The sequence below is a fragment of the Kitasatospora sp. MBT66 genome, from assembly GCF_000710405.2.
Classification (GTDB): Bacteria; Actinomycetota; Actinomycetes; order Streptomycetales; family Streptomycetaceae; genus Kitasatospora; species Kitasatospora purpeofusca.
The window spans coordinates 74,238-101,086 of the sequence record NZ_JAIY01000022.1; the positions used below are offsets into that span (position 1 = coordinate 74,238).

A 26,849-nucleotide genomic window follows, 5' to 3' on the forward strand; every position below is an offset into this window, starting at 1 on the left:
GCGGGTCCCTGCGGGCCTTCGGCCCTTCGTTTCGCCGCCCCCCCTCCGGGGGGGCGGGCGGACCCGCTCCGCGTGTCCGTGGCCTTCCCTTCGGTCAGGCCGGCCCGGCTCCGCTCGGGCCTGGCACCGTTCCGCTTCGCTCCACGGTGCCGGTCGGCTGAGGCTCGTTCACATGGTTGAACTGGGTTTTTGGTTAACCCTACGACGGCTGACTGGGAGGAGGGGTGGCGCGTCGGGGGCGCGTGCGGGTCGGCTTCACTCCTGCCGAATTGGTCTAGACCTTGGCCTGGACCACTGTTTCAGCTCCATCGGGTGTGGGGGTGCGCTACCCTGGCGGGGTGAGCAACGGTTCTCGGCGTATCAGTCTTGGAGTGTCGGATGATCCCGCCGACAGTGGGGTCCGGTCCCGCGCTTTTCGGGTATTCGGCGGATTCCTCGGTCGGGGACTGATATCCTGTCGGACGGCCGCTCCCATCGGGCTTGCATTCCGGTCCGATGGATTCCTTGACCGGTCCTTCGAATGTATCAGCAGGGCACTGTCGGTATTTCCCGCGTGGTCGCGTGTGCGGACTCGGGAATGGGTGAGGGGAAACACGTCTTCGTGAACGTCGTACAGCCCGGCCTGACGGCCGCTCGGGCAGCCGCCGGCATCTCGCTGCGCGGGCACCAGGAGGAGGCCCTGGAGGCCATCGTGCGGGGCCTCACCCCCCGACCGGGACACCCGGCGCCGAACGGGCTGCGGGCAACCGTCCAGATGGCCACCGGCTCCGGCAAGAGCTACGTCGGGGCGGCGGCCGGCCAGAAGCTGGTCCCCCGCGGCGTGGTCCTGGTGACCGTGCCGACGCTGGACCTGCTGGTGCAGATGATCGGCTCGTGGCGGGCGGCCGGGCGCTCCGGGGACATGCACGCCATCTGCTCCCTGGTCGACCGTGAGCTGCCGTACGGCGTGATGGCGTCCACCAGCCCGCTGGTGATCGGCAGGTGGCTGTCCAACGCCGCGAAGCACCGCCGACCGACCACCATTTTCGCCACCTACACCTCGGTCGGGGCGGTGCAGGACGCCTACGCGTACTGGGCCGAGCGCCAGGACGAGCTGCTGCCCCCGCTCGGGCTGATGGTCTGCGACGAGGCGCACCGCTCCTCCGGCAGCGTCGAGAAGACCTGGACCGTGGTGCACGACCAGGCCGCCATCCCGTCGGAGCGCCGGCTCTACATGACGGCGACTCCGCGGATCTGGGCGCCGCCGAGCAGGGCCATGCGGCGGCGCGAGGACGCCCACCAGCCGCTGCCGGAGGAGCTCGCGGTATCCATGGACGACCAGCGGATCTACGGCCCTCACGTCTACTCCCTGGGCCTGGCCGAGGCCATCGACCGCAAGCTCTTGGCGCCGTTCGAGATCGTCGTCCTGGAGCTGCGCGACCCGCTCGGCGACCGGGCCGCGGCGGAGCAGCAGGGCGTGCCGTGGGGGCCGGGGGTCGGCGAGGAGAAGGACGGCAGCGAGGACGAGGTACCGGCCGCACGCATCGCGGCGATCCAGGCCGGGCTGGTCAAGACCGTGGTCGAGCGGGGCCTGGAGCGGTGCATCACGTTCCACAGCCGCACGATCGAGGCCCGCTACTTCTCCGAGACACTGAACCAGACCGTCGAGAAGCTGCACTTCGAGAACCCGCAGAAATATCCGGCTGAATTCTGGTCGCAGTGGCTCTCCGGTGAGCATGAGGTGGATTTCCGCAAGGAGGTCATCGCGGATTTTGGGAGCAGCGGCGAGGAGGACGGTCTGAAGCACCGGATCGTCGCCCAGTGCAAGGTCCTGGGCGAGGGTGTCGATATCCCGAACGCCGATTCGGTTCTTCTGCAGGGCCGGGGCAGCATGGTGGATATCGTCCAGGCCATCGGCCGGGCCCTGCGCATGCAGCCCGGCGAGGGAAAGACTGCCAGCCTGATCGTCCCGGTCTTCCTCAAACCCGGAGAGGATCCCGGGGACATCCTGGAGTCCGATTCCTACAGTCCCCTGGTCAAGATCCTGACCGCGCTGCGCAGCCACGACGCCAAGGTGGTGGAGGCCCTCGCGGTGCCGCAGAAGTCCGGCAAGCGAACCAAGGGGCGTAGCGCTGAGGCTGCTGTCGGGCCTGGTGAAAGCATGGTCGGTGCGGGCGGGTCGGGGGCTTTCACGTTGCCGGTGCGGTTCCAGACGCCGGTGGACGAGAACGTCCTCGCCCTGTTCATCGCGTCGCGGGTGCTGGTCGGTGAGACGCAGTTGTGGCGTGAGGGGATCGGGCACGCGCGGAAATGGTTCGAGGAGACCGGCGGCCTCGACGTCCCCTATTCCGCGCTGGTCGGGGAGAACGGGAATTACCCGCTGGGAAAGTGGCTGTCGGATCGGCGTGGGGAGAATGCGAATGGTGAGCTGGCGCCGTACCGGGTGGAGATGCTCGACGCGCTCGGCATGATCTGGTCCGTGAGCGATGCCCGCTTCGAGGCCGGGTTGGACTGGGCGCGGGTGTGGGCGAAGGGCCACGGCGGGTCGTTGGCGGCGCCGGCGCGGGCCTCGGTCGGCGGCTACGCCATCGGCACGTGGTTGTCGGAGCTGCGGGCCGCGGCGCAGGTGCCGGCGGGCGAGCAGGGCGCGCTGTCGCCGGAGCGGCGCCGCGCGCTGGAGGAGATCGACCCCTGGTGGTGCCCGGTGTGGCCGGTGACCTGGCAGCGCGCCTACGCGACCGCCCGGATGTGGTGGCTGGACACCGACGGCCTGGCCGACTGGACCTCCCTGCCCCTGGACACGGTGTTCGAGGGCGAGCAGCTCGGCCGCTGGGTGCAGGCGCAGCGGGCCGGCTGGCCGGACTTGGAGGAGGACCAGCGGGACCTGCTGACGGCGATCGGCATCGAGGCCGACCAGAAGCTGGTGGCCGCCAAGGCCGCCGCCGAGGCGAAGCCGAAAGTGTCCCGCACCGACAGGTTCACCCAGGGCCTGACCGCCCTGGCCGCGTTCGTCGACCAGCACGGCCACCCGCGGGTCCCCCGCCCGCACAAGCAACCGGTGGAGGCTGTGGAGACCGGCCCCGAAGGGGAGGACCAGGTGGTGATGTCGCACTTCGCCCTGGGCACCTGGCTCAACAACCAGAAAGCCCGCCGGACGAAGCTCACGCCGGGGCAGCTCGCGCAGCTAGCCGAACACGGCGTCGAGTGGGCGGCGGCATAGCCAGTGGGGTTCCCGGGACACTCACGTGATTCCCACGCCCCCACGAAGTTGGCAGGTCAGGACTGGTCGGCCGTCCGTCGGGGACAGACGGCCGACCGAGAACGGCAGCTCAACGGCGAGCCGAACTCCCCGCCGAACTCACGAACTCAGCAGGCCGGTGCTCGTCCAAGCCTCACTCCAGGTCCTGGAACTCACAGTGAGGGTGTGGGTGGGTGGGTCAGGAGGTGCAGACGACGCTGGCGGTGGCGCTGTAGTTGTGGTCGCCGGGGTAGGGGTTCTGGGCGGTGGTCTTCACGCTGCCGGGGCCGTCGACGGTGAACTGGCTGAGGAAGCTGTACGAGCCGGGGATCGACAGGCCGGCGGAGACGGCGCTGCGGCCGAGGGGGCAGTCGGTGACCATCTGGCTGTAGGAGGGGATGCCCGTCTTCGCGGGACCGTTGACCACCGTGTACCCGGCGGGCTGGGCGGCGCAGACCGCGAACGGCCGCAGGCTGTTGTGCCCGCTGCCGCTCTGGTTGAGCGCCGCGTTCACCCGGTACACACTGCCGAGCTGGTCGACGTAGAGCGCGGACAGCGCCACCAGCGACGCCTCGCCGGCGCTGTCAGCGCCTACTCCCAGCGGGACGGTCCCGTTCGTGCACAGCGCCTGGCGGCGGGCGCTGTTAGGGACATCCTGGGCAGGCTCTCCGGCCACGATCTGGTAGCCGCTCGGCCGCGCCGCGCACACCGCGGTGACGCTCACGCTCGTGCCGCCCTGCGAGGGGTCGAAGGCCGTCACCTCCCAGGCCCGGCCGTCGGGGGTGGGCACGCTGTGGCGCAGGAACCCGCCCTGTGCCAGCTGGACCCCGCCGCTGAGGACGACCTTGCCCGCCGGGCACGTCGCGTAGATCGGCTGCCCGTTCTGCACCGGGCTCATGGGCACGGTCACCACCTGGTAGCCGGTCAGCGCCCGCTGCCCGCCGGCCGCCGAGGCCGTAGCTGCGGGCAGTGCCCCCGTACCGGCCAGCACGGTCGCCAGGGCGGCCACCGCCGCGCGGCGGGCCGAGACCCGGGTGGCCGGAGCCAGGGTGTTGAATGCGGCGGTCACGGCCGCCCTGGTCCTCGAAGCACCGATCATGAACGAACTCCTCTTGCCCACCGCGCGCGGGGCGCGCGGTGCCGACGGTCCACCCGTTCGGCGGACCACGCACAGCACACCAGCGTGATCATTCGCTTCGCTGCCGCCACCACTGGTCGTCACACGAACCGGCGAATAGCCATGCCATCAGACGAAACGACAACCAGCCCGGGCAGCGCTGAGCTGACCCGCGCCACTCATAGGGCGACGCCGCGCACTCAACCTTCGACGGCAACGAACACCCAGAGCCGGTGCTCAAAGGGTGCGGCCTAGGGCGGGAGCTTGGCGTGACGCACCCGGTCCTGCCACCACGGGCCGGCCGGAGCGCAGACGCAGGCGGCGCCAGCAGCTCGCGCCGGGTCGGGGCAGGCAGGCAGGCAGGCAGGTGGAGGCTCTCGAAGTGGCGCAGGCCCGGCACTCGCGCTGGAGGAGGGTCCTGTTGCCCCTGCCGGGCAGCACCGTCGCAGAGGCGCCCGCGGGTGAGCGCGCGGGATGGTGTCGGTGGCCAGATGATATTCCCCAGCGGCGGCCACTTGACGGGGCGTCAGGTGGCCACTGCCGCGATCACTCCGTGTAGTCGTGAACTCGGTCAAGCCGACCTGGTCCTGCTGCCCTGAACAGGTCACCCAGCCTGACGACCTGGGTGTTCAGCACGCTGCGGCGGCGGAGGAATGCCTTCTGTCCGGCCGAGCACCGTCACTGCGGACATCGCCCGGGTGTTTCCTCGACGTGCTCCCCGAACCCGAGCACTCCCGATCGACCTGGCCGTCAAACTCATCAGGATCGGTTTCGGTAACCCCGACAACCACATTCCAGAGCTGTGGACGCTGCGTCCCGGCGCGTGGCGGAGCGGGGATCATCAGCTCCCCGCTGCGCCACGGCCGGTCGCGGGAGTGGGTCAGACGTCGACCGGGGCGTGCGCACCGAGGACTGTCTCGCCCATCAGCAGGGTCACCCCGGTCAGTGTGGCCTTGACCGTGTCCTCGGCGGTGACCAGGGCCGTGGCGGCGCCTTCCATGCGCAGCTCGGTGCCGGTGGCGTCGAGGTCGCGGAGTTTGCCGGCGATGTGGACCGGGTCCTTCGCGCGCAGGGTGGCGTCCGGGGTGATGAGTTCGAACTCGGTGTTGATGTGCAGCTCGCTCGGGTAGCGCACGCGGGACAGGCTGTCCTCGCTCTCGTTGCCGAGCGTGCCCGTGGAGGGGCGGGGCCAGCTCACCCGCAGCATGATGCGGCCGCCGAGCTCGGTGCAGTGGCCGGTCAGCGCGAGGCGCGAGATCCGGGCCCGTACGCCTGGCCCCTCGTTGTGCTCGTCCGGGCCGAACAGCAGGATCTCGACTCCGGCGGCCAGGCCGCGGTCGCCGACCAGGTCGACGCGCACACTCTTGCCGCCCACCTCCAGCTCCAGCCTGCCTTCCAGGGAGCTCTGGATGATCATGGTGGGGTTGAACATCACGACCGTGAACGGTGTCGGACCCGGGGTGAAGAATGCCTTCGGCATGGTGCTGGACGGCTCGTCGTCGTCTCCGACCGGGTACCAGGCCACGGGCAGGTTCGTCGCGGCGAACACCTCGCTGAGCTCCCCGTGGTACTCGTTCTCGGAGTCGATCACCAAGGTGAGGTCGCCCGGACCCAGCAGCGGCTTCCTGTAGGGAGGCAAGTGGTCGATGATGGCGCCCTGGGTGTCGATGCCCTCGCGGTTGGCCAGGCGCAGGGCGCTGGTCTCCAGGACACAGAACCGGCGCACGTCGAGCTCGGCGGGAAGTTCGTCCCGGGTACGGTCTGCTTGACCTTCCCGGTGCTGGCGTGCCGGGGGTGCGGCGTGAGCTGGACGCGGTCCTCGGCCTCGTAGCTGTAGCCCTTGATGCCGATCTCGCGTGAGCTGATCATCTCGACGTCGAACGAGGCACCCCCCGTTTCGTCGACGCGGTGCTCGAAGCCGGGCATGGGCCACTGGTTCAACTGCTCGGACCCCGAAAGCAGGATGGTCTCCCGCCGCCCCGACTGCTCATCCTCACTGCTCATCCTCGCCGAAGACCATCGTGGCAGCGGCGAGAATGTGTGGGCGCACCGGCCTCGGCTCCAGGCTCAGGCTCTCGAACGTTTACCTGGCAGCACTCATCCGATTCCTCCAGCGTCTGGACGAGCCCCCTTCCGGCCGAACCGGGAGGCGGGCCCTTGGATTGATCATGCTGAGGCTGGCAGATGCCGCCCTGCCCCAGGGGCTGGATCGTCAGGATCACCCGATCGAGTGACAACAACACTTGGTGCACGCCCGGCCGAGACGACAGATCAATGGGACCAGCACCGGACGGCCGCACTTGCGGCTCTCCCCTCTCAGGTGACCTCCGTTACGCAAAGTAGCCGGAGCAGCGGCCACCAGATCTAACTGGCCGCCGATGGGGACTTGTAACTGGCCGTCCGTGGGGAAACCTGCCTGGCCGCTGTCAGATAGGCCCGTCGTCGAGTTGCGGTGTGTTTGCGGAGCCCGATGGGCGCGCCGCGGCGACCGGGCTCCTGAGAGGCAGTTCGGGCCGGCCGGACCAAGGAGGAGGGCCCGGCGCCGCACCCGTGGGCGGTGCCGGGCCCAGGGGCGGTGTCAGTGTGCGGTGCGGGCCGCTTGCGCGTCGGGTTCGGTGCCCGCGTCGGGGTCGGGTTCGTGCTGCGGGGTCAGGCGCAGCCGCTGGTGGCGGTGATGCGGGAGAAGTCGGGGTCGTCCTGGTCGGGGTCGGTCTCGGTGGTGATCTCCTCGCACGCCCACTTGCGGTCGGTGAAGAAGTCGGTGACGGTGGCGGGTCCGGTGTAGTCGGTGGGGCCGCCGACGCAGCCGGACGCCTGGGTGAGGGCGTCACCGTCCGCGACGACCTCCACGCACAGGTACTCCTGGGGGTCGTCGGCGTGGGCAGTGCCGGCGGACATCGGCGCGGCGAGGGTCAGGGCGGTAGCGGCGAGCAGGACCGCGGCGCTGCGCCGCAGTGGGGGGCTACGGAACACGGGGGTGCCTCACTGTGGGGTCGACGGAGTTCGGACGCCGGGCAGCGGGGTGCCGGCGTGTGTGGGTGGCGTCAGAGCATCTCGCGGTGAAGGGTGTGACCCTGCCTCGGTTCTCCCTCGGTGCTACTTGGGAGCTTGTGCGAGCTCGCAGGCTGCTTCGGCGACTTCCTTCGTCGCGGAGGAGAAATGCGGGATGGCCGCGACGCACTTGTCGTATGCCTTGGCGGCCTCCTCCTCGTCGCCTCGGTTGGCCTTGGACTTCGCATACGTGCAGGCCATCAAGACGTAATTAGTCCCTTGCTTGCCGTAGATCGAAGCGTGGCTGTTGACGTAGGTGTAGCAGTTGGATACCGGGTTGGCGTGGGCGGGGACCGCGGTGAGGACGAGGCCTGCGAGAGCGAGGGGCGCGGTCGCCACAACTGCCGCGAGACGGGGGAACAGGCGCAACGGAGTCTCCTGTCAGTGAGCGGGGCGTTGACCGGAGACGACTGCTGCGGGGCGTCTCCACCGGCACATTAGGCTCCGGTCCGGTCGTACACGGTGAAAGCCGCGCCCGGTACGCCCGAACAGGCGCACGGCCCAACGGCCGGCACCCTCGGGACGCGCGGACCGGCCAAGGGGACGCCCACGCCTCTCACGAGCGACCGTCTGTGACACCCCTGCCCGGCCGGGCCGTATGAGGTACGGACAGGAGGTCACCGGCCGATCCGGCCACACGTCAGTAGAGGTGCGGGCCAGCGTCAACGTTCCAGCCCGGCTGCAAAGCCCTACCTGCGGCTCATCCTCCAGCCGACCGCTGACACGAAGCCGCATCCCACTGACACCACACCCGAACATCACACCGCCCGCACAAGGAGCAGGTTGAGGCCGTGGAGGCCGGCCCCAGTGGCGAGGAGCAGGTGGTGGTGTCGCACTTCGCGCTGGGCACCTGGCTCAACAACCAGAAGGCCCGCCGGGCGAAGCTCACGCCGGGGCAGCTCGCGCAGCTCGCCGAGCACGGCGTGGAGTGGGCGTAGCGGGCCGTCCCGGCCGAGCTGGCGTCGTTGGTCGGCGGCAGGCTGCCGGGGCCCTGAGAAAGCACTGGAGGCCGTCACCTGCGGGTGGCGGCCTCCCGCCTTCGGGACTTCACGGCACGAGGTGGTCCGCCGTTCGTCGCTGTTGGTCCTTCGGATCGTCCAGGCCGGACCGGCTCTGGCTGAGCGTGGCCTGCATGCACTCGATGAACGCAGCCAGCTCGCCGCCGGGCAGGATGCTGCGCAGCAGGAGCATGACGTGCCATGCCTCGTGGAAGCCGTCGCCGTGGTCGTCCAGGTCGCCGATCGCGCGGTTGAGGGCGCTGTCGAAGTAGCGGACGAAGCCCAGGCCGGGCAGCGGCCCGCCTCTGTGCTCTTCTTCCCTGGCGAGTCCGTCGAGGGCTGCTCTTGCGTACGTGTCGAGCATCGGCTCGGGCAGGAGGTCGGCCATCGCGCCTGCTGCCGTGACGGCCAGGTGGTAGCGGGCGGGCTCGTCGCGGCGTACGTCGAGGCGTTCGGCCACGTGTCCGGCAAGGACGAAGCGGAAATGAGTGGTGTCCACGCTGTCAGGAAGCCACGCCGCTGGTGGTCTGGTGTGCTCGACCCGCTGGCGGGGCAGCAAGTCGTCTAGTCGGATTCGATCAGCGACTGCGGCGTACGAGGACCTTGAGCACTTCCCGGGCGTCGCGGCGGCGGTCGGCGTTGCGGGCGGCCACCGCGGTGATGGCGGCGGCGGAGACGGCGAGGGCGTACCAGCAGGCGCTCGCCGCGGTGATGAGAGCGGTGTGCTGGAGCACGGTGGACATCGGTTGCTCCGGTGGGTAGGGGGTGGTGGGCGGGGCCGGCCCGCCGGACAGGGCGGCGGGCCGGTCCGGGTTCAGTGGCTGGCGAGTTGTTCGATCTGGGTGGCGAGGCGGGGGCCGGGACGTCCGGCGACGCCGTCGATGACGGGGGCGTCGCCGGGGCCGGCGCGGACGACCAGGCGCTCGACCTCAGGGGCGAGTTGGTCGGCGGCTACGCGATCGGGACCTGGTTGTCGGAGCTGCGGGCCGCGGCGCAGGTACCGGCGGGCGAGCAGGGGGCGCTGGCGCCGGAGCGGCGGCGGGCGCTGGAGGAGATCGACCCCTGGTGGTGCCCGGTGTGGCCGGTGACCTGGCAGCGCGCCTACGCCACCGCCCGGATGTGGTGGCTGGACACCGACGGCCTGGTCGACTGGACCCGGCTGCCCCTGGACACGGTGTTCGAGGGCGAGCAGCTCGGCCGGTGGGTGCAGGCGCAGCGCGGCGGCTGGCCGGGGCTGGAGGAGGAGCAGCGGGACCTGCTGGCGGCGATCGGCGTCGAGGCCGACCTCGAGCTGGTGGCCGCGAAGGCCGCCGCGGAGGCGAAGCCGGCGGTGTCCCGTGGGGACCGGTTCGCCCAGGGCCTGGCCGCGCTCGCCCGGTTCGTCGAGCGCGAGCGTCATCCCCGGGTGCCCCGCCCGCGCAAGGAGCCGGTGGAGGCCGTGGAGGCCGGCCCCGGCGGTGAGGAGCAGGTGGTGGTGTCGCACTTCGCGCTGGGCACCTGGCTCAACAACCAGAAGGCCCGCCGGGCGAAGCTCACGCCGGGGCAGCTCGCGCAGCTCGCCGAGCACGGGGTGGAGTGGGCGTAGCGGGCTGTCCCGGCCGGGCTGGCGCGTTGGCTGGCGATAGGCTGCTGAGGCCTCGAGAAAGTACTGGAGGCCGGCGGCCTTCGGGCTTCTCTTCCCTCAGGTCGTGGTGGTGGGCTGCTGGGGCTGGGTGGTGGTGGCTTCGGTGGGTGTGGCGGGTTCGAGGGTCGGCAGTGGGGCGGGGGCGGCGTCGGGTTGGGGTTCGTCGTCGTGGAGGGCGCGGGTCTCGGCCTTGAGGATGCGCATGGAGCGGCCGAGGCCGCGGGCGAGGTCGGGGAGTTTCTTCGAGCCGAAGAGGAGGGCGATCGCGGCGACGACGAGGAGGAGGTGCCAGGGTTCGAGGGCGTTGCGGAGCATGGTGGTCACCGGTCCTTCCGGGAGGTGCGGGGTGCGGGGCCGGCACCGATGGCAGTCGGTGCCGGCCGCGTCCGGGTGCCGGCGGGGTCCCACCCACCTGGTCGGCGCCCGGGGTCTCAGGGGGTGCGGACCCAGAACTCGATGGAGAGCGGCGGGACGGTGATGGCGAGGGTGGGGCCGGTCTTGGCGGCGAGGGTCTGGCTGTGGGTGGTGGGGCCGTAGCGGTGGCCTTCGAAGGAGGCGGTGGTCTGGGTGTCGACGTTGTAGGTCCAGGGCCGGCTGGAGGAGCGGTTGGTGAGGGCGAAGATCTGCTTGCCCTGGGCGGTCTTCCAGGCCATGATCCGGTGGTCCAGGTAGGGGCTGCCGTCGTCGTGGACGGGCTCCTCGACGTGGTGGCGCACGGAGTCCCAGGGCATGTAGCGGACGAACCCGGCGACGGCGTTCCAGTTCTCCGGGTTGAAGTCCCAGTGCCCGGCCTTGATGTTCGGGTAGCGGCTGAAGTCGGTGTCGGACGGGGGCCGCCAGAAGCCGAGCGAGTAGCCCTTGGACTCGGAGTTGGTGGTGGGCTTCAGGGCGTGCAGCCAGAACCAGGTGGGCGAGTTCTGGAAGGTCATCCAGTTCATGATCGAGTGGGCGGTGTTGATCGTCCGGTTGAACGAGCTGGTCTGGTGCAGGTACTCGAACTCGTTGTTGAAGACCGGACGGCCGAGCGCACCGGAGGTGTAGTCGCCGGTGACCTGCTCGTCGGCGTACTCGCCGACCCGGTGGTAGGTCCAGGCGTCGACGTAGCGCAGCGCCTGCTGGTCGGCGACGATCGCCTGGCCGCGGACACCGCTCCAGCCGCCGCGGCTGTCGGCGTGGATCATCACGTCGGGGTACTTGGCGCGGATCTTCGGCGCGACCGCCTTGAACGCCGCGAGGTACTGGGGGGCGTCGTAGAAGCAGGAGGAGTACCAGGCGGACGAGTCGGGCTCGTTCTGCAGGCCCCACATCTTGATCGGGATGCCCCGTGCGGCGAGGTAGTCGAGGTCGGCGACCATCGCGTTCCCCATCGCGTCGAGGTCCGCCGGGGCGAACGAGGCCAGCCCGTACCCGCTGGCGTTCGCGTCCTTGCCGACCAGGCTGTTGTTGCTCTTCCAGGCGGGGGCGGGGGACCAGTACTCGGCGGCGACGCCCTCGATGCCGGCCTGGCTGATCATCTCGGCGAGCAGGGCGGTCTGGCCGTCGTAGCGGTCGACGAGGCGCTTGCCGTCGGCGGTCACGCCGCGGTGGTAGAGGCCCAGGGCGAGCCGGCAGTAGCGGAAGCCGCGGTCCGAGCGGATCTTCAGCATCTGCTGGTAGAAGCGGGTGCGCTCGCTCGGCGTGAGGTCGTAGGGCACGCCGCTGACCAGGTCGGGCATGCCGTTGTTGCCGGAGCCGATCGAGTCCGACTGGATCTCGAAACCCAGGCCCTTGATGGTCTGCCGGGCGCCGTTGTCGTAACGGATCGTGTAGTCGCCCGAGTCGAGACCCGCGGCACGGGCGACGGGGAGGCGGAGCATGCTCGCGCCGGCCGCGGCGGCACCGGCGACGGCCGCGCCGCGCAGGATGCTACGGCGGCTGATCTGGTTCGGTTCGGGTCTGTGCATCTGCTGCTCCGGGTGGGGAGTGGCTGGTGGGGGCGGGCGTGGCACCGGAGGATGGAAGGGCCGTGACCGGAATCGGGGGAGGAGCGGCCTTCCTCGGGCAACGCCGGTTGCAGAAAGGTATGCGATATACGACAGGGGCGCCAGAGGTGGGACCGGACAATCCGATCTGAAAGAAGTCCGGCACCGCCCGCCGACCGGCGCCTGCACCGACCCGAAGCACCACACCTCGGACCGGCCGCCGCCCGGCGCCGACCGTGTTCACCCCTGCTCGGCCTGGTCCAGGTCACGCAGGGGCCGCAGCCTTGATGTGCTCGCTCGCGGCGCCCAGGCGCCGCAGCTCCAGGTACGGGTCGTGGTGGGAGTCCTGACCGAGGAGGACTTTCAGGACCTACTGCGCTGTGGCAGGGTTTTCGACCCGGCTCCCGTGGTGGGGCCGGGCCGGTTGCCGGTGACCGGGTAGGTCAGCCGACAGATACGGCGCCGGCGCGGGCCTCGGTCGGCGGCTACGCGATCGGGACCTGGTTGTCGGAGCTGCGGGCCGCGGCGCAGGTGCCGGCGGGCGAGCAGGGGGCGCTGGCGCCGGAGCGGCGGCGGGCGCTGGAGGAGATCGACCCGTGGTGGTGCCCGGTGTGGCCGGTGACCCGGCAGCGCGCCTACGCGACCGCCCGGATGTGGTGGCTGGACACCGACGGCCTGGTCGACTGGACCAGGCTGCCCGAGGACACGGTGTTCGAGGGCGAGCAGCTCGGCCGCTGGGTGCAGGCGCAGCGGGCCGGCTGGCCCGGCTTGGAGGAGGACCAGCGGGACCTGCTGACGGCGATCGGCATCGAGGCCGACCTCGAGCTGGTGGCCGCGAAGGCCGCTGCGGAGGCGAAGCCGACGGTGTCCCGCGGCGACCGGTTCCAGCAGGGGCTGGCCGCGCTCGCCGCGTTCGTCGAGCGGGAGCGGCATGCCCGGGTGCCCCGCCCGCACAAGGAGCCGGTGGAGGCCGTGGAGGCCGGCCCCGGTGGCGAGGAGCAGGCGGTCGTGTCGCACTTCGCCCTGGGCACCTGGCTCAACAACCAGAAAGCCCGCCGCGCCAAACTCACGCCGGGGCAGCTCGCGCAGCTCGCCGAGCACGGCGTGGAGTGGGCGTAGGAACGGCCGTGGAGCGGCTGCGTCCCTGGGGTGCCGGGGACATCCCCGCTTCCGCTGCCCCGTCGACATCGGACCCCTGCTGGAGCACGTTCCCCGCGGCCGGGTCCTCAAGGCCGCCGCCATAGCGAAGCTGGCGGTTTCCCGTAAGGACCATTTCGGTGCCGGTCTGGCGGCGCTCGCCGCCTTCGTCGAGCGTGTGGGACACGCGAAGGTGCCGCGTACTACAAGGAGGACGGGGTGTCGCTCGGGATCTGGCTGAACAACCAGAGGGCCCGCCGGGACAAGCTCACCGGCGAGCGGCCCGGGCAGTTGGAAGCCCTCGGGGTCGGTTGGCAGGGGGCCGCGTCATTGTGGAAGGCCGTCACCTTGTGGGTGGCGGCCTTCGGTGTTGCGGGCGGCTTCATCGGGCGCCGTCGGCGGTTTCCGCCAGACGCTGGTTTCTCAGCACCACGGATTCGCCAGGAGCTGTTCCTACTGGTTTGCGCGGTCGGCTGTCTTGGACGGGGCACTGAGCTCGATCGCTCGGTGCCGACGCAACGTGCTGGCCGCCACGTGGAGAAGCCCGTAGACGACGGCTCCGGTCTCAATGCCATCAGCAAGTAGGCCGTGGAGCCCGTCGGTGAACTGGAAGTAGATGCCCACCGCACCGACCGCTGTGGCGATCGTGTTGGTGGTGCGGGCCTTGCTCTTCAGAATCCAGTCGACCGGCACCCACAACGGTGCCCCAAGGGTGTGGAAGCGCAGCTTCAGTCCGGCGAGAACGAATCCCATCCCGAGGAGGCGAGCTTGGCGGGGGGTAACCGTAATGCCGTGCTCGGGGGATCCCGCGAGGTCGGCGTGCCATGCCTCGCGGAGGTGGGCGTGGCGTGCTCCGGCCAGTCCCGTGGCGATGGAGGTGAGTACCTGGCCCGGTGTCTGGGATGAACGACGGATCCGCGAGAAGTAGCGCCAGAGGGAGCGGCCGATAAGGATCTCCGCTGCAGTGAACGTTCGCTCGCGCCGTTTGTGGTTCCGTACAAGTCGTTCGGCTCTCACCTCAAGAGTGCGGACTTCGGCCATGAGGCTGGCTTGCTTCGCACGGTATCGCTGACCGATCTCCTCAACGTCGTCGGGGTTTTGGGCCGCTTCGCACGACGCCGCGAGCTCGACGTCGAATGCCTTCACCTTGTCGCGAAGGCCATTGGCCTTGCCGGTGATCTCTTCTCGCGCGGCGGCGTCCTCGGCAATCTGACTTCTCATTCTGCGGAGACGAAGCAGTACCAAGTGGGAAGCGGTACTCCAGAGGCTCACCAGAACGATCAGGGCTCCCACCGCTGGGAGGCCTGCTTGTAGAGCGGGCGGCTGATTGCTCCAGGTTCCCGCCAGTGTGTTGGACCAGAGGATGACGTTGGCCAACGCAAGTACGAGGAGTGCAGTTTGCGCGAAGCGGCTCTGCGATAGTGCAAGCACGTAGCGGGTCACGCGTTTACTCCTGCCGTGCCGAGAACGTGGCGACGCCGCTGACGGGCCCGGAGCGCCTCGGTCGCTTGGAGCCGTCCGGTTCCGGTGAGCTGGTAGAAGCGCCGGGGCGGTCGGCCGGGATGGGGTGCGGTTTCGGTGAACGCCTCGACCCAGCCGCGCTCGGAGAGTCGTTCCAGGATCGGGTAGACGGTGCCGGAACCCAGGTCGGCCTCGACGCAGATCTTCAGACCCCACGCGGGGTCGTCGTCGGTCGCGGCCAAGAGGACTTCCAGTACCCCGATAGTCGGTTTGGTCATACGCGGCGTGCTCATGGTCACCATGAGATCACCATCGCGAGCGTTTGTCGAGTACGAGTCTTGTGGTCGACAGATGATTCCGGTGAGGCAACTGTCACCAGCACTCCCTGACGCGCCACCACCGGGTGACCGTGCCGCCTTCGGCGGGCGGGTACCGGTAGTCGTGGCACATGATCACCCCCATGCGGCGCCGTGCCGCCACTCTCCTCGCCGCATTCGCTGCGGCAGTTCTTCCCGCCGCCGTTCCCGCCGGCGCGAGCACCCCCGCTACGGCTGCCGTCACCGGCGCGCCGCGGCCCGTGTCGGCCGAGCCGCCGCCCGCCGCCGACCGGAGCGTGCCCGCTGTGCCCGCGCGGCGTGCGGTCGGCGAGACGGTGACCGTGCTCCTGCGGGAGGCGATCGAGGCGCTGCCCGTCGCCGAGGAGAGCCGGGACGGTTACGAGCGCTCGAAGTTTCGGCACTGGATCGACGCGGACCGGAACGGGTGCAACACGAGGAAGGAGGTCATTTTGCGAGAGGCCGTCGAGGCGCCGCAGGTCGGTCCTGGCTGTTCGCTGACGGGCGGGACCTGGTACTCGATCTACGACGGGGTGGTCGTCACGGACGCCTCCGCGCTGGATGTAGATCACGTGGTGCCGCTCGCGGAGGCCTGGGACTCGGGGGCGAGCGCCTGGAGCGCGGCCGAACGCCAGGCCTACGCCAACGACCTGGACGAGCCCCGCGACCTGGTCGCCGTCACCGCCCGCTCGAACAGGCAGAAAAGCGACAAGGACATCGCCGAGTGGCGCCCGGTCGAGGCCGAGACGTGCGACTACGTCGACCGCTGGACGGTCTCCAAGACCCGCTGGGGCCAGAGCGTCGACACCCGGGAGAAGACCGTCCTGCACGACCTCGGCGCGACCTGCCCCAACCTCGCCCTGACCATTACCCTCGCCCGCTGACCCCGGACCGCAGACACCGTCACCTCCTCACCACGTAGACGCTCGCCCGGGGCCCGGGCAGCCCGGCCGCCGCCCCTCCGGGGGTGGCGGCCGGTGCCGTTCCCGGCCCGGTGGAGCGGGGGTTGACTCGCCTCGAGGGCGGAGTACCGTGCGCCGGTTCAGCTCTCTCCTCCGTGGCGTCATCGCGGTGAACTTCCTGCTCGGACCCCCTTGACCGGCCGTTCCACGCCTCTACCGTCCGGTGCCACGGAGCCGCCCCGCAGCCCGACGGCGCCCATCCGCGTCGCGGCGACCGGGGCCCGGGTCCGTACCCGCAACCCCGTGATGGAGAAGGAGAAGGACATGGTGGAGACGAGGCCGCGCGGCGAGGAGCCGAACGCGGCGGGGTGGGACGGCGTCGAACGTCGGCAGGCCGCGGCGCGCGGTTCGACGGGACCGCGGTGGTCCGGGAGGTCGGCGTGGCGGTCGCCGGACCGGATGCGCGGCCGGATCCTGGCCGGCGTCACCAGGAGCGTCGTCACGCTCGCCGTGCTCAAGGTGTTCGGGATCGTCACCGAGTACGCGCACGTGATCCTGCGCTGAGTACCTGTGTCTGAACCCCCCTTTTGGGTAGCCTGGAGCCCTAACCTGGGCTGGTGTCCGAGGGCAGCGGGCCGGTTGGCGAGCGGAAGTGCGAGGGCTGCGGCGTACGGCTGAGGCCGGGGTCGCGGCCCAGCGCGGTGTACTGCTCGACCACGTGTCGTGCCAGGCAGTGGCGGGTGGACCAGCGACTGCGGAAGCGGGTGGCGGCCGAGATCAGCGGCGCCGGCCGGGTGAACTGCCCGGAGTGCGACACCTGGTGGGTGGCCGGGGTGGATCGGCGTTCGAACGCCGTCTACTGCTCGCGGCGGTGCGTGATGAGGGCCTGGCGGGCCCGACACGAACCGTTCGGCGAACGGTCACAGTGACCGTTGAACGAACGGCATAAGTGTTACTAAACGGTCAATTCCGTTCATCCGCAGGTTTTTGTTGTGATCATCACATCTCGGGCCGGACTCTGCTGCACGGAAGCGGGCCGGTCCCGTCGCGGCCAACGGCCGCGTCCGGTCTGCGAGTTGGTGGTGTGATCCACATGGCTCAGGAGATCGCGGAGAAGGTCGGCTGCGTCAGCGCCAGCCGATACGAGGAGATCGTCGCCGAGCTGCGAAAGCTGGTCGAGACGACCACCCGCGCGCAGTTCACGATCGGCGACTACGCGCTGGAGATCGAGCCGATGCGCCAGCCGGGCGGCTCGGCGCCGGCGGACGAGCTGTTCTCCGTCGAGAAGTCGCTGGTCAGGGTGGCCGACGACATCGGCCTGTCCTACTCGCAGGTCAAGCGCGCGAGGTGGACCGCGTCCAGGTGGCCCCAGGAGCGCCGGCAGCGCGGCGTCTCACACACGGTCCACGAGATCCTGGCCGGGATCGCGGACGAGCAGGAGCGGTTCGAGACGATCCTCAACCCGCCGCAGCCGCGGGGGAAGTGGACGCCGGACGAGGCCAAGCGCCGGGTCGGCCGGCAGGTCGAGCGCCCGGTCACGCCGGAGGAGAAGGTCCGCGCGATCCACACCCTGGCCGCGTCGGAGGAGGTCGCGGCGAAGGTGACCGGCGACCTGCTGCGGCGGCCCGAGGTGATGGCCCAGGTCGAGCCGAAGGACAAGGTGCGGGCGGTCGAGGAGCTGACCCGCGACGACCAGGTCGCCGCCGCGGTTGCGCCGTCGTTCCTGCGGCGGCCGGAGGTGGTCGCCCGGGTCGCCCCGGCCGAGAAGGTGAAGGTGGTCGAGGAGCTGACCCGCGACGACCACGTGGCGGCGGAGGTGACCACCGGGCTGCTGCGGCGACCGGACGTCGCGGCCCGCGCGATGGCCGACGACACCGCCCGCCACCAGGTCAACCATGCGCAGGTCGAGCGCGGCCGCCAGGCCCGCGAGCACTTCGAGCAGACCAACCCCGTCGCGCCGGCGATCCGCCAGATCGATCGGACGGTGGAGTTCCTCGACCTGGTCACCGCCTGCCACGCCTTCGTCGCCGCGGCCGGCCGGGTCGTCCCCGGCCTGCGCGACCGGCAGCTCAGCGACGACGAGAAGGCCGTGATCAGGGAGAACTGCGCGCGGGTGAAGGCCACGCTCGACTGGGTCGAGACCGCGGTCGACACCGGCAAGGTCGACATGGACGGCGAGCTCGCCCGCCTCCTCCAGGGTGAGTAGGCGATGCCACGCGCTTCCAAGCGCAGGTCGCCCTCTGCCGAACGGCACGCCGACACCGTCCGCAAGGTGCTGTTCGAGGCCCGGCCGGCCGGGCTGGCCTTCGACCAGCTGAGCCGGGCCTCGTCGCTGAGCCCGAGCCAGGTTCGGGCGGGGCTGGCCTGCCTGCGCGACATCATCGCCGAGCGGGGCTGGCCGCCGCTGATCTGGAGCCGGGCGGACGGCTACAAGTTCTGCTCGGACCCGACCGAGCTGCAGGCTTACGAGGTCGCGGTGATCCGCGAGAAGCTCACCGAGTTCCGCCGGTTCATCACCGGAGTTGTCGCCCCGCATGCCGTTCTGCAACCGAAGGGGCGGTGGGTCAAGCACCTGGTCACCCAGCTCAACTCGGTGGAATCCACGCTCGAAATGATCGCGGACTACAGCGACGTCTGACCGTCACCGATCCTCCGGGCCCGGCCGCCTTCGGCGGCCGGGCCCGCCAACTGCCTGTCTCTGAAGGGGAGTCCGTGCGCCGCCGCTGCTATCCGTCGGACACCTTCGACGACGAGTGGGCCCTGATCGAACCGCTGCTGCCCACCCCGGCCTGCGAGACGAAGGCCGGCGGGCGCCCGGAGAAGCACCCGCGGCGCGAGATCGTGGACGCGATCCGCTACGTCGTCGACGCCGGCTGCAAGTGGCGCGCGCTCCCGAAGGACTTCCCGCCCTGGCGGACCTGCTACGGGTTCATGGCCCGCTGGGCCGCGGCCGGCGTGATCGGGCGGATCCGCGACCAGCTGCGCGAGCGGGTCCGCCGCGACATGGGCCGGGCCCCCGGAGCGGTCGCCACCATCATCGACTCGCAGTCGGTGAAGGCCGCCGAGACCGTCGGCCGCGACTCGCGCGGCTACGACGCGGCCAAGAAAATCAACGGCAGGAAGCGGCACCTGGTCGTGGACACCAAGGGCCTGCCGCTGTTCGTCATGGTCACCCCGGCCGACATCACCGACCGCGACGCCGCGAAGGAAGTGCTGTTCCGGCTGCGGCTGATGCACCCCGAGATCACCATCGTCTGGGCCGACTCCGCCTATGCCGGACAGCTCGTGACCTGGGCGAAGAAGTACCTGAACCTCACGATCAAGACGGTCAGCCGGCCCAAGGACGCCAAGGGGTTCGTCGTCCTGCCCCGGCGCTGGGTGGTCGAGAGGTCCCACGCCTGGATCATGCACGCCCGCCGACACGCCCGCGACTACGAACGTCTCGTCCAGCACTCCGAATCGCTGATCACCTGGGCCGCGATCACCATCATGACCAGGCGCATCACCCAGCGGCAGTCCCGGCGCAAGGGCCAGCCGGAGCCCCGCGAAGCCCAGCGGGACTGATCGTTCTCGGAGTCGGTCCGCCGACCGACCCCCTGACCACCCGAAGAACCGGCCAGACCCACTCTCCCACGGCCCCCGATGGCCCGTCAGCGGATTCGCCAGCGCCACGGCCGGCACCTGGCTGATGATGTGATCCATCCGGCGCCGAGGGTGAACCGGCCGGCCGGGGGAAGGGACCGCGCATGGAGATGATCAGCGGCACCGGCCTGGGCGGCCATCCCTGGCCCGAGCTGATGCCCGACCGCCGCCCGGTCCTGGTCGTCCCCGCCGCACCCGGCCGCCTCCTGGTCCTCGAAGACGGCTGGGCCGACCGCGACACCGCCACCCCGGAGCTGACCGCCGGCCCCGACCCGGCCTGGTCCGCCGTCCTGGACGACCACCGGCTGACGATCCACCGTCCCGGCGGCCTGACCTGGTTCGACGGCGACATCGCCGCCACCCGCGAGTGGCGCCGCCAGGTCCGCGAGCACCGCACCCTGCTGCTGATCACCGGACCGTTCACCAGCGTCTTCGACTTCCGGACCACCGCCGCGGCCGGCCAGCTCTTCCTCCTCACGACGCCGATCCGGCTCGCCAGCGGTATCTGATCCGAGGGTCCTGTTCGATTCCTGGCCCGGCAGAACGCTTCGCACACCCTCGGAAACAGGTACTCAAGGCCGCACGCTCGAACCTGCGATTCCAAGATCGCCGCCTCGCTGACCTCGAAGCGCAGCTCGCCCCGCCCTCGCCGGGATCTGACAGGCGCTGAAGCTCCACGCAACACCGACGGTCCGGTCGCCAAGCCAGGCGGCCGGACCTTTCCACACGATTCTCCAGGGCGAAGATTCCTATCCCTGCCACTTGTCGTCACGAACATGTAGTCTTCGAATCGCCGCAGGTCAGATGGGGTTCCAGCAAGATTACGGTCGGTAAACTCGACAACCGGCCCGCCCACCGCATCCTCTACTGCTATGCCGACCTGCTGCGCCGCCGCGACCCGAAGGCGGCTGCGGCGTGGTTCACCGCGCTGGTTTACCTCAACCCGAACGACAACCTGGGCGCCCGCTTCATCGCTCCGGACGGTCCGCAGTACCCCGGGTTCTGAGCAGCGCGGAAGGCCGTCACCCTGCGCGGGGGTGACGGCCTTCGGCGTGTTCGGCTCGGATCGGGGCGGCCGGTGTGTACGGCCGGCCGCCCCGGGCGGCGGTGCTGGCCGGCGTCCGGGCGCCGCGGGGGTGTACGTGCCGGGCGGTGAGACCAGAGCATCGCCGCGCGCCCTGGTCGGGACGCTCGGTGTGCTCAACGAGTGGGCGCGGGTTGGGGTACGTGGTCCCCGGTTTCCCATCCGCAGCGTCGGCACCACGGCAGGCCGGGGATTCCCGGGTCGTACTGGCCGCAGGGCGCTTCCTGTTTGGGCAGCGGGGTCGGGGTGTGGAAGTCCCACAGCGGCAGTGCCGCGGGGTCCAGTCCTCGGGCCACCAGCCGGTGGTAGAGCGCTGCGTGGGCGTTGTACTCGGCGACGTCGGTCCCGAGCTGTCTGCCGGCCTCGATCACGTCGGCGGCGTACAACGTCCTCAGCCCGGCCGTTCCGCTCTTCTCCAGGGCGTGGACGATCGCACGGTCGGCGGCGACCAGGGCCGCCTGAAAGGCGCGCCAGCGCTCGAGTTCCTGCGGCGTCGGGCGGAAGGTCATCCGCAGCCGGCGGCGAATGGCCCTGGCTCTGTCGGCCGCCTTCTTCATCATTGGTAGTTGGAGGCGCAGTGCCCTCGCGGGCCTGGTTCCTCCGTCCCCTTTCAATCCGTGCGTGCGGTTTTCCCGCACACGGCTTACCGATGATCTTCTTGACTGGGTTACGCGGTCTTCGGATAGCGAACCGTGCCGCGCAGACTGTGCAGGCCGTGCCCGATGAACCAATTGTCCGTCCAGACAGCTGCCTGACCTGCTCGGAGGTTGCGGCCTCGCTTCCTCACCATGAGTCCGCGGAGCCGATCCTGCACGTATCGGTCGATCTGTCTGAACTTCTGGGCGGCGTTCCCGGTTCGGAAGTAGGCGCCCCAGCCGCGCAGGATCGGATTCAACTCCGCGATCACGTCGCGGATGTCCGTTCCCGTCCGACGGCGGTCGGTCCTGTCATGGACCTTCTCCCGGAGTCGCTTCATCGCCGCCTGCGAGGGCCATCGGTGCAGGTAGTGGCGCACCTTGCGCCACTTCTCCCACACCTTGCCCGAGAAGCGGGCTCTGAAGTGGCAGCCGAGGAAGTCGAGTCCTTCCCGGCCCTCTCTGAGGTCGACCACTTTCGTCTTGTCCGGGTGCAGCTCCAGCCCCAGCTCGTCGAGGATCTCCCCGACCACCGCCAAGGCATTCCTGGCGTTGCTCACCGACCGGCACAGGACGACACCGTCGTCCGCGTACCGCACCAGCTCACCGACACCGCGCTCGGCGAGCTCGGTGTCCAGGACGTGCAGGTAGATGTTGGCCAGCAAGGGTGAGATCACCCCGCCCTGGGGAGTCCCGGCGACCGTCCGCCGGACCTCCCCGTCCACCATCACACCCGCCTGGAGCCACAACCGCAGCAGCTTGAGCACCCTGCGGTCCGACACCCGACGCCCCACCTCGGCAAGGAGACGACCGTGGTCGATCTCGCCGAAGAAGTTGCGGATGTCGAACTCCACGACGACACAGCGGCCCTCGATGAACCCCGTCCGAAGACGCTCCATCGCCTGCAACGCCGACCGCTTCGGCCGGTATCCGTACGAGGACGACAGGAAATCCGCCTCGAACACCGGCTCCAGGACGATCTTCGCCGCCTGCTGGGCAACTCTGTCGCGCACCGTGGGAATGCCCAGCGGCCGCTTGCCACCCTGTGGTTTCGGGATGTCCACGCGCCTGGCCGGCGCGGGACGGTAGGTGCCTGCACGGAGAGCCTGCTGGAGTTCGCCGAGCATCCGACGAACCCCGTACTGGCTCTCCACGAACTCCAGGGTGACCCGATCCACCCCGGCGCTCCCTCTGTTGGCCCGGACCCGCTCCCACGCCTCCCACAGCACGTCACCTCTGTGGATACGGTCGTACAGTGCGTGGAAACGTCGCTCCGGAGACTGCTTTGCCGCAGCCCATAGCGCGCGTTGAAGTTGTCGCACTTTCAGGACGGACGCACGCCCGTCCACTACGACGGGGCTCGCCCCGCCGGGGTGGTTGACCAGTCTCTCTCCGGCCATGCCCTCGCGCTTACCTCCGCCACGAGCGTGATCAAAGTTGGGGCCCTTCCCTCCCGGCGCGTTGTGTTGCACGCCGATCAGCGGTACTACGACCCCATCGGACTCCCGCTGCCCTCCGGACGACTTCACCATCGGCTTATACGTCCGGTCTCTTGCCCGACGTCAGGCGTGGTCAGACGGGTCTCTCCTGTTCCGGCCCAGACTGTGCACACGTGCCGCCCTCCATACCCCGGGAGAACCCCGAGGGCTGACCCCGGAACAGGGCCCCCAGGACATGGCCTTCGCCCGGACATGAGGGGCTCGGCTTCTCCGTTGTGAGTGTGACGAGGCTGCAAGGTTCGCTTCACGCTACGGCCCGCGTACTTGCTCCCCCCGAAGGGGCTCTTGACATCCCGCTCAGCCCGCCGCGTCTCCACGACGAACCGGGACCTGCTACCGGGCACTCCGGTGCCTACCCGGACGGGACTTCCACCCGCGAGCCTGGACCAGCTTTCAGGACGCACCATGGCTCGCACACTACCGACCACGGTGGACGACGGTGGCGGGAACGGCGTGAGCGGTCAGCTCCTTTCGGGCTCGCCGAGGGTCCAGCCGCTGACCGCCGCGACCGGGCCGCGCCAGGTCGGCAGGGTGTGGCTGGCCCGGCCGTCGCGGTAGGTGACGTCGCGTAGGTGGAGGAAGCGGGAGTCCGGCTGCAACCGCCGGCCCTTGTCGCTGTTCTCCTCGATCCGGTCGCGGGCCGTCCCGACGGCCCGGCGCAGGTCGTAGTCGTCCAGCTCGCGGGTGAACTTTTCCTCCCAGACCGCGGCCGGGACGATCGTGCCGGTGACGAGCCCGCCGGGCACGATCAGGGTGACCACCACCTCGGAGTCGATGTGCTCGCTCGCGGCGCCCAGGCGCAGCAGCTCCAGGTAGGGGTCGTGGTGGGAGTCCTGGCCGAGCAGGACTTTCAGGACCTGCTGCGCGGCTTCCTTCGCCCCCACTGGGTTCTCCTTGTGCTGCTGGGCCTGCGGGGAGCGTGCCCGCAGGGGCTGGCTGGTACGCCGAGCCGTAGCCGTCGGCCAGCCTTCCACGGTAGGGCCCTGGTGATCGGCGTGAATGACGTTTTGTCACATTCGGCCCCGCCTCCGCGTCGGGGTAGGGCCGTCTGGCAGGGTGGTGGCGTCCGAGTAACCGCACGTGCGGTGAAATCAACGGACGACCGAGAGGTTCTGGGATGACAACATCCACAGCTTTGCGGGCGGCGGTCGACGTCGCGGCGCGTCCTGCGGCGACGAGAGTCATCGTCGTCATTCAGCAGAAGGGCGGAGCGGGCAAGACCACGATCGCCATCAACACTGCGGCGTGCAGCGGGCGCAGCGCGGTGCAGTCGGAGGGGCCGTCGCCCGTCGTCGCGGCTGGCACTGACGTCCAGGGCAGCCTGGAGAAGTGGTGCAGCGCCGTCCGGGAGGATGTTCTGCCCTTCGACTACGTGGTCACCCGGGGGAAGACCGGCATCCTGTCGGAGCTCGTGCAGGATCCGGAGCGGCGCAGGTTCATCGTCGATACGCCCGGCTTCATGGACGTCGACCCGGACGCCGAGTGGGGTGAGGATCCGCTCGGGCAGAGCCCGGTGGCCGATGCCCTGCGCGAGGTGCTGGACCTGGCGGACCTCGCCATCGTTCCGATCACGCCGAGCAAGATCACGTGGGACGAGGCCGAGTTCACGATCGAGCGGGTGTTGAAGCCGAGGTCGATCCCGTTCCTGGTCGTGATCAACATGCATGACCCGGGCAAGGACAAGGGCGAGGTGCAGCTCAAGAAGGTGAAGGCGTGGATCGACGAGCGGGGATACCCGCGGGTCTCGGACCCGATTCGGCGGTACACCATCCACGAGCACGCCTACGAGAACGGTGCGGTCGTCACCGAGTACAAGATGAGCGGCACTGCGCTGAACGCCCGCGAGGACTTCATGCGCGTCGCCCTGACGATGGAGCAGATGCTCTGATGGGACAGCAGATCGGCGCGCAGGGGCCGGGTAAGCCCGGGACGGCCGTGGTGCTGGCCCGCGCGATCACCAACCTGCCGACCAAGCAGCTCGCTGAGACCCCGGTCCTGATCGCCCAGGAGCGGGATCTGCTGGTGAAGTGCGAAGCCGCGCTGGAGAACCTGCGGATCGCGTACTGGGCGGCGGGCAAGGCTTTGGAGGCGATCCGGGGCGGCCGGCTGTACCGGGCGACTCACGGCACCTTCGAGGCGTACTGCCTGGAGTTGTGGGACATCTCGCCGCAGTACGCGGGGAAGTTGATCCGGGCGTGGCGGGTCGCGGAGAAGGTGTTCGAATCCCTGGGGCCGAAATCGAACGACTTGGAAACAATTGTTTCTAAGCGGCTCGGCTACGGGCAGGCGTGGGAACTGGTCGCACTGTCCGAGGAGCACGGAGTCGATGCCGCTGCACTGCTCTACGTGGCCCTGATCCAGGCGAAGGGCATGGCACTCACCGCCGCGATGGTGGCCGGCGCAGCCAAGGCCCTGCCCCCGGAGGCGGTCGGCAAGAAGAAGGCCACCGAGGAAGCCGCCGTCAGCTACCTGGCGAGCCTGGAGGGCACGAAGCAGCTCACCGCAAAAAAGGCCGCCACCGACCCGTTCGCCACGCTGCGCCGGGCGACCAAGAAACTGGACACGGGCACCGTCCAGGCCGCACTGGAGCGCGACCCTGCCGGGACGCGCGCGATGGTCCTCGAGGTGATCGAGGCCCTGTCGTCGTCCGTGGGGATCGAGGTCGAGATCAAGGCCGCCTCTCCGGAGTCAGCCACGGTCTGACCGGCCGCAGAACGCAAGGAAGGCCCGCAGCCCCGTTTCCGGGGGTGCGGGCCTTCGTCGTTGTCCGGGCCGACTGTCAGGCCGCGGTGATGAGAGCGGCGACAGCGAGGGCGGCCAGGGCCGCGATCGTGGTGTCCGCCGACCAGCGGAGCAGCAGCATCTTGCGGTGGCAGAGGGCGGAGAGGACGCCGAGGCGGTCCAGGCGCCGATCGGGGGCGAGTTCGGCGTGCAGCTGGCCGGGGGTGCGGGTGGCCCAGTGGGCGTAGGAGCTGCGGTCGTCGTTGGTGATGCGGGGGCGGACGACGAGGACGGCGAGGACGGTGGCGGCGAGCAGGACGGCCGCTACGGGGGCGATGAGGAGCAGGCTGGCTCCCTTTGCCTGGGCAAGGATCGCGACTGCGGCCGCGAGGACCCCGTCGAGGCCGAGAAGTAAGCCGGCCTTCTGGTCGGTCCTGGCTACCTCTCCGATCACGTGGGCCAGCGCCTCGGTGGTGTTCTCCTCGGTGCGGTCGGCCGCCGGAGCGGGGACGGGGTTCTGGGTCGTGGTCACGGGCGGGGCTCTCCTCCGGGGTGGGTGACCGGTCCCGGCCGGGCTGGTCGCGCGGCCGGGACGGGCGGTCAGTGGTGGGCGACGGCGGGCAGGGCGGCGGCCTGGTGGCGGTGAAGCAGGGCGTGCTGGCCGGGGTCGAGTCGCCAAAGGCCGAGGCGGCCGGCGGCGGGGATCGGGTCGGGGAGGTCCTGGACGTCGGTGAGGGTCCAGTGCCACAGGCCGGGCAGGCCCCAGGGGCGGCAGCAGCCGGTGTCGCGGTGGCAGTCGGTGATGCGGGCGGTGGCGACCAGGGCACCGGTCGTCAGCGCCGGGGCGCCGGGGCGGGCCAGGGCGGCGCGGACGAGCGGGTCGGCCTGGCCGTCGCGGGCGAGGGCGCGGGCGGCGTGCAGGACGACCGGGCCGCGGTGGCGGGTCAGCCAGGACCGGTTCTCGGTGGTCTTGTCTCCGGCGAGGATCGCGGCCAGCCAGGGCTGGCGGATCGTCAAGGCCGGGGCGGCCGGGACGGGGGCCGGCAGGTCGGGCGGCTCGCCGATGCGGCGCAGCGCTTCGGAGAGGGCTGCGTTCCAGTCGCCGGTGAATTCGAGGGCGCGGTCGTCCACGTAGAGCGCGGCGCCGAGCTTCTTGTTCGTCACGAGGACCTGGTGGCCGAGCCAGTAGGCGCGGTCGGGGTCGTCGTCGACGACGGCGTCGAAGCCGTGGCGGACCAGCCAGGCCGCGACGGCAGGGTGATGAATTCGGTGGCGGGCGGTCACCACGAACACGGATCGTCGGGCCTGGAGGGTACGCAGGGCTTCGAGGGCGCCGGGGATCGGGTCGCCGTAGATCCGGCCGCCCTGCCAGCCCTGGTCGTGGCGGACGAGGGTGAGGTCGAAGTCCAGGCCGACGGCGTGGCTGGCGGGGGAGTCGGGGGTGAGCGGGACGACGGTCAACAGG

The 26,849-nt window shown here is 70.2% G+C and carries 28 protein-coding genes and 2 pseudogenes; 13 read left to right on the forward strand and 17 right to left on the reverse strand.

Annotated features, from left to right (window positions below):
* Positions 1 to 601: 601 nt before the first annotated feature.
* The gene (locus BI06_RS43520) at positions 602 to 3,199 is read left to right on the forward strand and encodes a DEAD/DEAH box helicase (protein WP_158516545.1); all 2,598 of its coding nucleotides are present in this window, start codon (positions 602 to 604) and stop codon (positions 3,197 to 3,199) included.
* Positions 3,200 to 3,416: 217 nt separating this feature from the next.
* Here BI06_RS43520 and BI06_RS43525 read toward each other — a convergent pair whose 3' ends face one another.
* From BI06_RS43525 to BI06_RS43540, 5 genes and pseudogenes are all read right to left on the reverse strand, one after another.
* A complete protein-coding gene (locus tag BI06_RS43525; protein ID WP_149030679.1) occupies positions 3,417 to 4,316 on the reverse strand; it encodes a hypothetical protein in 900 nt (299 codons plus the stop codon).
* An 898-nt stretch (positions 4,317 to 5,214) separates the two neighbouring features.
* Positions 5,215 to 6,338 (reverse strand): annotated as a pseudogene (locus BI06_RS43530) (DUF6004 family protein).
* Positions 6,328 to 6,405, reverse strand: a complete 78-nt coding sequence (locus BI06_RS55765; RefSeq protein ID WP_369826402.1) for a DUF6004 family protein — start codon at positions 6,403 to 6,405, stop codon at positions 6,328 to 6,330. Before BI06_RS55765 ends, BI06_RS43530 begins: the two are co-directional and overlap by 11 nt.
* Before the next feature lie 578 nt (positions 6,406 to 6,983).
* Positions 6,984 to 7,307, reverse strand: a complete 324-nt coding sequence (locus BI06_RS43535; protein WP_043478209.1) for a hypothetical protein — start codon at positions 7,305 to 7,307, stop codon at positions 6,984 to 6,986.
* A 123-nt stretch (positions 7,308 to 7,430) separates the two neighbouring features.
* A complete protein-coding gene (locus BI06_RS43540) occupies positions 7,431 to 7,754 on the reverse strand; it encodes a hypothetical protein (protein WP_043478212.1) in 324 nt (107 codons plus the stop codon).
* Positions 7,755 to 8,176: 422 nt separating this feature from the next.
* On the opposite strand from BI06_RS43540, the gene BI06_RS49015 reads away from it, so the two are divergent.
* Positions 8,177 to 8,323, forward strand: a complete 147-nt coding sequence (locus BI06_RS49015) for a helicase associated domain-containing protein (protein ID WP_233290547.1) — start codon at positions 8,177 to 8,179, stop codon at positions 8,321 to 8,323.
* 109 nt (positions 8,324 to 8,432) lie between these two features.
* Here the strand turns inward: BI06_RS49015 and BI06_RS43545 are convergent, their stop codons facing one another.
* Together BI06_RS43545 and BI06_RS52080 are read right to left on the reverse strand one after the other, a co-directional pair.
* On the reverse strand, positions 8,433 to 8,882 hold the full coding sequence (locus tag BI06_RS43545; RefSeq protein ID WP_149030680.1) for a hypothetical protein: 450 nt from the start codon (positions 8,880 to 8,882) through the stop codon (positions 8,433 to 8,435).
* Positions 8,883 to 8,961: 79 nt separating this feature from the next.
* Complete coding sequence (locus BI06_RS52080) at positions 8,962 to 9,126, reverse strand: hypothetical protein (RefSeq protein WP_158516546.1); 165 nt, start codon at positions 9,124 to 9,126, stop codon at positions 8,962 to 8,964.
* Positions 9,127 to 9,212: 86 nt separating this feature from the next.
* Here BI06_RS52080 and BI06_RS43550 point away from each other — a divergent pair, with 86 nt between their 5' ends.
* Complete coding sequence (locus BI06_RS43550; protein ID WP_149030681.1) at positions 9,213 to 9,968, forward strand: helicase associated domain-containing protein; 756 nt, start codon at positions 9,213 to 9,215, stop codon at positions 9,966 to 9,968.
* A gap of 96 nt (positions 9,969 to 10,064) precedes the next feature.
* Here BI06_RS43550 and tatA read toward each other — a convergent pair whose 3' ends face one another.
* Together tatA and BI06_RS43560 are read right to left on the reverse strand one after the other, a co-directional pair.
* Positions 10,065 to 10,322, reverse strand: a complete 258-nt coding sequence (gene tatA / locus BI06_RS43555) for a Sec-independent protein translocase subunit TatA (RefSeq protein WP_043478434.1) — start codon at positions 10,320 to 10,322, stop codon at positions 10,065 to 10,067.
* Between the two features lie 116 nt (positions 10,323 to 10,438).
* Positions 10,439 to 11,950: a hypothetical protein gene (locus BI06_RS43560; protein ID WP_043478222.1), complete on the reverse strand. Its 1,512-nt coding sequence runs from the start codon at positions 11,948 to 11,950 to the stop codon at positions 10,439 to 10,441.
* Between the two features lie 522 nt (positions 11,951 to 12,472).
* On the opposite strand from BI06_RS43560, the gene BI06_RS55340 reads away from it, so the two are divergent.
* A complete protein-coding gene (locus BI06_RS55340) occupies positions 12,473 to 13,087 on the forward strand; it encodes a helicase associated domain-containing protein (protein WP_043478224.1) in 615 nt (204 codons plus the stop codon).
* A 228-nt stretch (positions 13,088 to 13,315) separates the two neighbouring features.
* Positions 13,316 to 13,402 (forward strand): annotated as a pseudogene (locus BI06_RS55770) (hypothetical protein); the annotation flags it as partial.
* 156 nt (positions 13,403 to 13,558) lie between these two features.
* On the opposite strand, the gene BI06_RS52085 reads toward BI06_RS55770, so the two are convergent.
* A complete protein-coding gene (locus BI06_RS52085) occupies positions 13,559 to 14,548 on the reverse strand; it encodes a hypothetical protein (RefSeq protein ID WP_055731180.1) in 990 nt (329 codons plus the stop codon).
* Entirely contained in the window at positions 14,545 to 14,868 is a 324-nt protein-coding gene (locus BI06_RS43575) for a PadR family transcriptional regulator (protein WP_369826400.1), read from the reverse strand. The genes BI06_RS52085 and BI06_RS43575 overlap by 4 nt, the downstream gene beginning before the upstream one ends.
* Before the next feature lie 320 nt (positions 14,869 to 15,188).
* Between BI06_RS43575 and BI06_RS43580 the strand changes: the two genes are divergently transcribed.
* Both BI06_RS43580 and BI06_RS43585 read left to right on the forward strand, forming a co-directional pair.
* Positions 15,189 to 15,785, forward strand: a complete 597-nt coding sequence (locus tag BI06_RS43580; RefSeq protein WP_233290548.1) for an HNH endonuclease family protein — start codon at positions 15,189 to 15,191, stop codon at positions 15,783 to 15,785.
* A gap of 342 nt (positions 15,786 to 16,127) precedes the next feature.
* On the forward strand, positions 16,128 to 16,367 hold the full coding sequence (locus BI06_RS43585; RefSeq protein ID WP_043478229.1) for a hypothetical protein: 240 nt from the start codon (positions 16,128 to 16,130) through the stop codon (positions 16,365 to 16,367).
* Positions 16,368 to 16,407: 40 nt separating this feature from the next.
* Here the strand turns inward: BI06_RS43585 and BI06_RS52090 are convergent, their stop codons facing one another.
* On the reverse strand, positions 16,408 to 16,620 hold the full coding sequence (locus BI06_RS52090; RefSeq protein WP_043463480.1) for a hypothetical protein: 213 nt from the start codon (positions 16,618 to 16,620) through the stop codon (positions 16,408 to 16,410).
* 276 nt (positions 16,621 to 16,896) lie between these two features.
* On the opposite strand from BI06_RS52090, the gene BI06_RS43595 reads away from it, so the two are divergent.
* The 4 genes from BI06_RS43595 (at position 16,897) to BI06_RS43610 (ending at position 19,954) form a co-directional block, all read left to right on the forward strand.
* A complete protein-coding gene (locus tag BI06_RS43595; RefSeq protein WP_043464028.1) occupies positions 16,897 to 18,009 on the forward strand; it encodes a DUF6192 family protein in 1,113 nt (370 codons plus the stop codon).
* A gap of 3 nt (positions 18,010 to 18,012) precedes the next feature.
* Entirely contained in the window at positions 18,013 to 18,441 is a 429-nt protein-coding gene (locus BI06_RS43600; protein WP_043463477.1) for a hypothetical protein, read from the forward strand.
* 74 nt (positions 18,442 to 18,515) lie between these two features.
* Positions 18,516 to 19,367 carry an IS5 family transposase gene (locus tag BI06_RS43605; protein WP_043463473.1) on the forward strand — a complete coding sequence of 284 codons (852 nt, stop codon included), beginning with the start codon at positions 18,516 to 18,518 and terminating at the stop codon, positions 19,365 to 19,367.
* Between the two features lie 182 nt (positions 19,368 to 19,549).
* Positions 19,550 to 19,954, forward strand: a complete 405-nt coding sequence (locus BI06_RS43610; protein ID WP_043463470.1) for a hypothetical protein — start codon at positions 19,550 to 19,552, stop codon at positions 19,952 to 19,954.
* Between the two features lie 691 nt (positions 19,955 to 20,645).
* Here BI06_RS43610 and BI06_RS43615 read toward each other — a convergent pair.
* The 3 genes from BI06_RS43615 to BI06_RS43625 form a co-directional block, all read right to left on the reverse strand.
* The gene (locus BI06_RS43615; RefSeq protein WP_043478232.1) at positions 20,646 to 21,089 is read right to left on the reverse strand and encodes a hypothetical protein; all 444 of its coding nucleotides are present in this window, start codon (positions 21,087 to 21,089) and stop codon (positions 20,646 to 20,648) included.
* A gap of 107 nt (positions 21,090 to 21,196) precedes the next feature.
* On the reverse strand, positions 21,197 to 22,696 hold the full coding sequence (gene ltrA / locus BI06_RS43620) for a group II intron reverse transcriptase/maturase (RefSeq protein ID WP_369826401.1): 1,500 nt from the start codon (positions 22,694 to 22,696) through the stop codon (positions 21,197 to 21,199).
* Positions 22,697 to 23,124: 428 nt separating this feature from the next.
* A complete protein-coding gene (locus BI06_RS43625; RefSeq protein ID WP_043478235.1) occupies positions 23,125 to 23,547 on the reverse strand; it encodes a hypothetical protein in 423 nt (140 codons plus the stop codon).
* Between the two features lie 233 nt (positions 23,548 to 23,780).
* Here BI06_RS43625 and BI06_RS43630 point away from each other — a divergent pair, with 233 nt between their 5' ends.
* Positions 23,781 to 24,551: a ParA family protein gene (locus tag BI06_RS43630; RefSeq protein ID WP_233290550.1), complete on the forward strand. Its 771-nt coding sequence runs from the start codon at positions 23,781 to 23,783 to the stop codon at positions 24,549 to 24,551.
* Complete coding sequence (locus tag BI06_RS43635) at positions 24,551 to 25,366, forward strand: hypothetical protein (RefSeq protein WP_043478238.1); 816 nt, start codon at positions 24,551 to 24,553, stop codon at positions 25,364 to 25,366. Before BI06_RS43630 ends, BI06_RS43635 begins: the two co-directional genes overlap by 1 nt.
* Positions 25,367 to 25,442: 76 nt before the next feature.
* Here BI06_RS43635 and BI06_RS43640 read toward each other — a convergent pair whose 3' ends face one another.
* Together BI06_RS43640 and BI06_RS43645 are read right to left on the reverse strand one after the other, a co-directional pair.
* Positions 25,443 to 25,916, reverse strand: coding sequence for a Pycsar system effector family protein (locus tag BI06_RS43640; protein WP_051743024.1), 474 nt, complete (start codon positions 25,914 to 25,916; stop codon positions 25,443 to 25,445).
* Positions 25,917 to 25,984: 68 nt separating this feature from the next.
* Positions 25,985 to 26,845: an ASCH domain-containing protein gene (locus BI06_RS43645; RefSeq protein WP_051743025.1), complete on the reverse strand. Its 861-nt coding sequence runs from the start codon at positions 26,843 to 26,845 to the stop codon at positions 25,985 to 25,987.
* Between the last annotated feature and the right edge of the window lie 4 nt (positions 26,846 to 26,849).

Coding starts and splice junctions, on each gene's coding strand:
- tatA (WP_043478434.1), bottom strand. CDS start 10,322: ATGCTCCGCAACGCCCTCGAACCCTGGCACCTCCTCCTCGTCGTCGCC.
- BI06_RS43525 (WP_149030679.1), bottom strand. CDS start 4,316: ATGATCGGTGCTTCGAGGACCAGGGCGGCCGTGACCGCCGCATTCAAC.
- BI06_RS43585 (WP_043478229.1), top strand. CDS start 16,128: ATGGTGGAGACGAGGCCGCGCGGCGAGGAGCCGAACGCGGCGGGGTGG.
- BI06_RS43595 (WP_043464028.1), top strand. CDS start 16,897: ATGGCTCAGGAGATCGCGGAGAAGGTCGGCTGCGTCAGCGCCAGCCGA.
- BI06_RS43615 (WP_043478232.1), bottom strand. CDS start 21,089: ATGATGAAGAAGGCGGCCGACAGAGCCAGGGCCATTCGCCGCCGGCTG.
- BI06_RS43575 (WP_369826400.1), bottom strand. CDS start 14,868: ATGGTGACCATGAGCACGCCGCGTATGACCAAACCGACTATCGGGGTA.
- BI06_RS43600 (WP_043463477.1), top strand. CDS start 18,013: ATGCCACGCGCTTCCAAGCGCAGGTCGCCCTCTGCCGAACGGCACGCC.
- BI06_RS43635 (WP_043478238.1), top strand. CDS start 24,551: ATGGGACAGCAGATCGGCGCGCAGGGGCCGGGTAAGCCCGGGACGGCC.
- BI06_RS43630 (WP_233290550.1), top strand. CDS start 23,781: ATGACAACATCCACAGCTTTGCGGGCGGCGGTCGACGTCGCGGCGCGT.
- BI06_RS43560 (WP_043478222.1), bottom strand. CDS start 11,950: ATGCACAGACCCGAACCGAACCAGATCAGCCGCCGTAGCATCCTGCGC.
- ltrA (WP_369826401.1), bottom strand. CDS start 22,696: ATGGTGAAGTCGTCCGGAGGGCAGCGGGAGTCCGATGGGGTCGTAGTA.
- BI06_RS52080 (WP_158516546.1), bottom strand. CDS start 9,126: ATGTCCACCGTGCTCCAGCACACCGCTCTCATCACCGCGGCGAGCGCC.
- BI06_RS43610 (WP_043463470.1), top strand. CDS start 19,550: ATGGAGATGATCAGCGGCACCGGCCTGGGCGGCCATCCCTGGCCCGAG.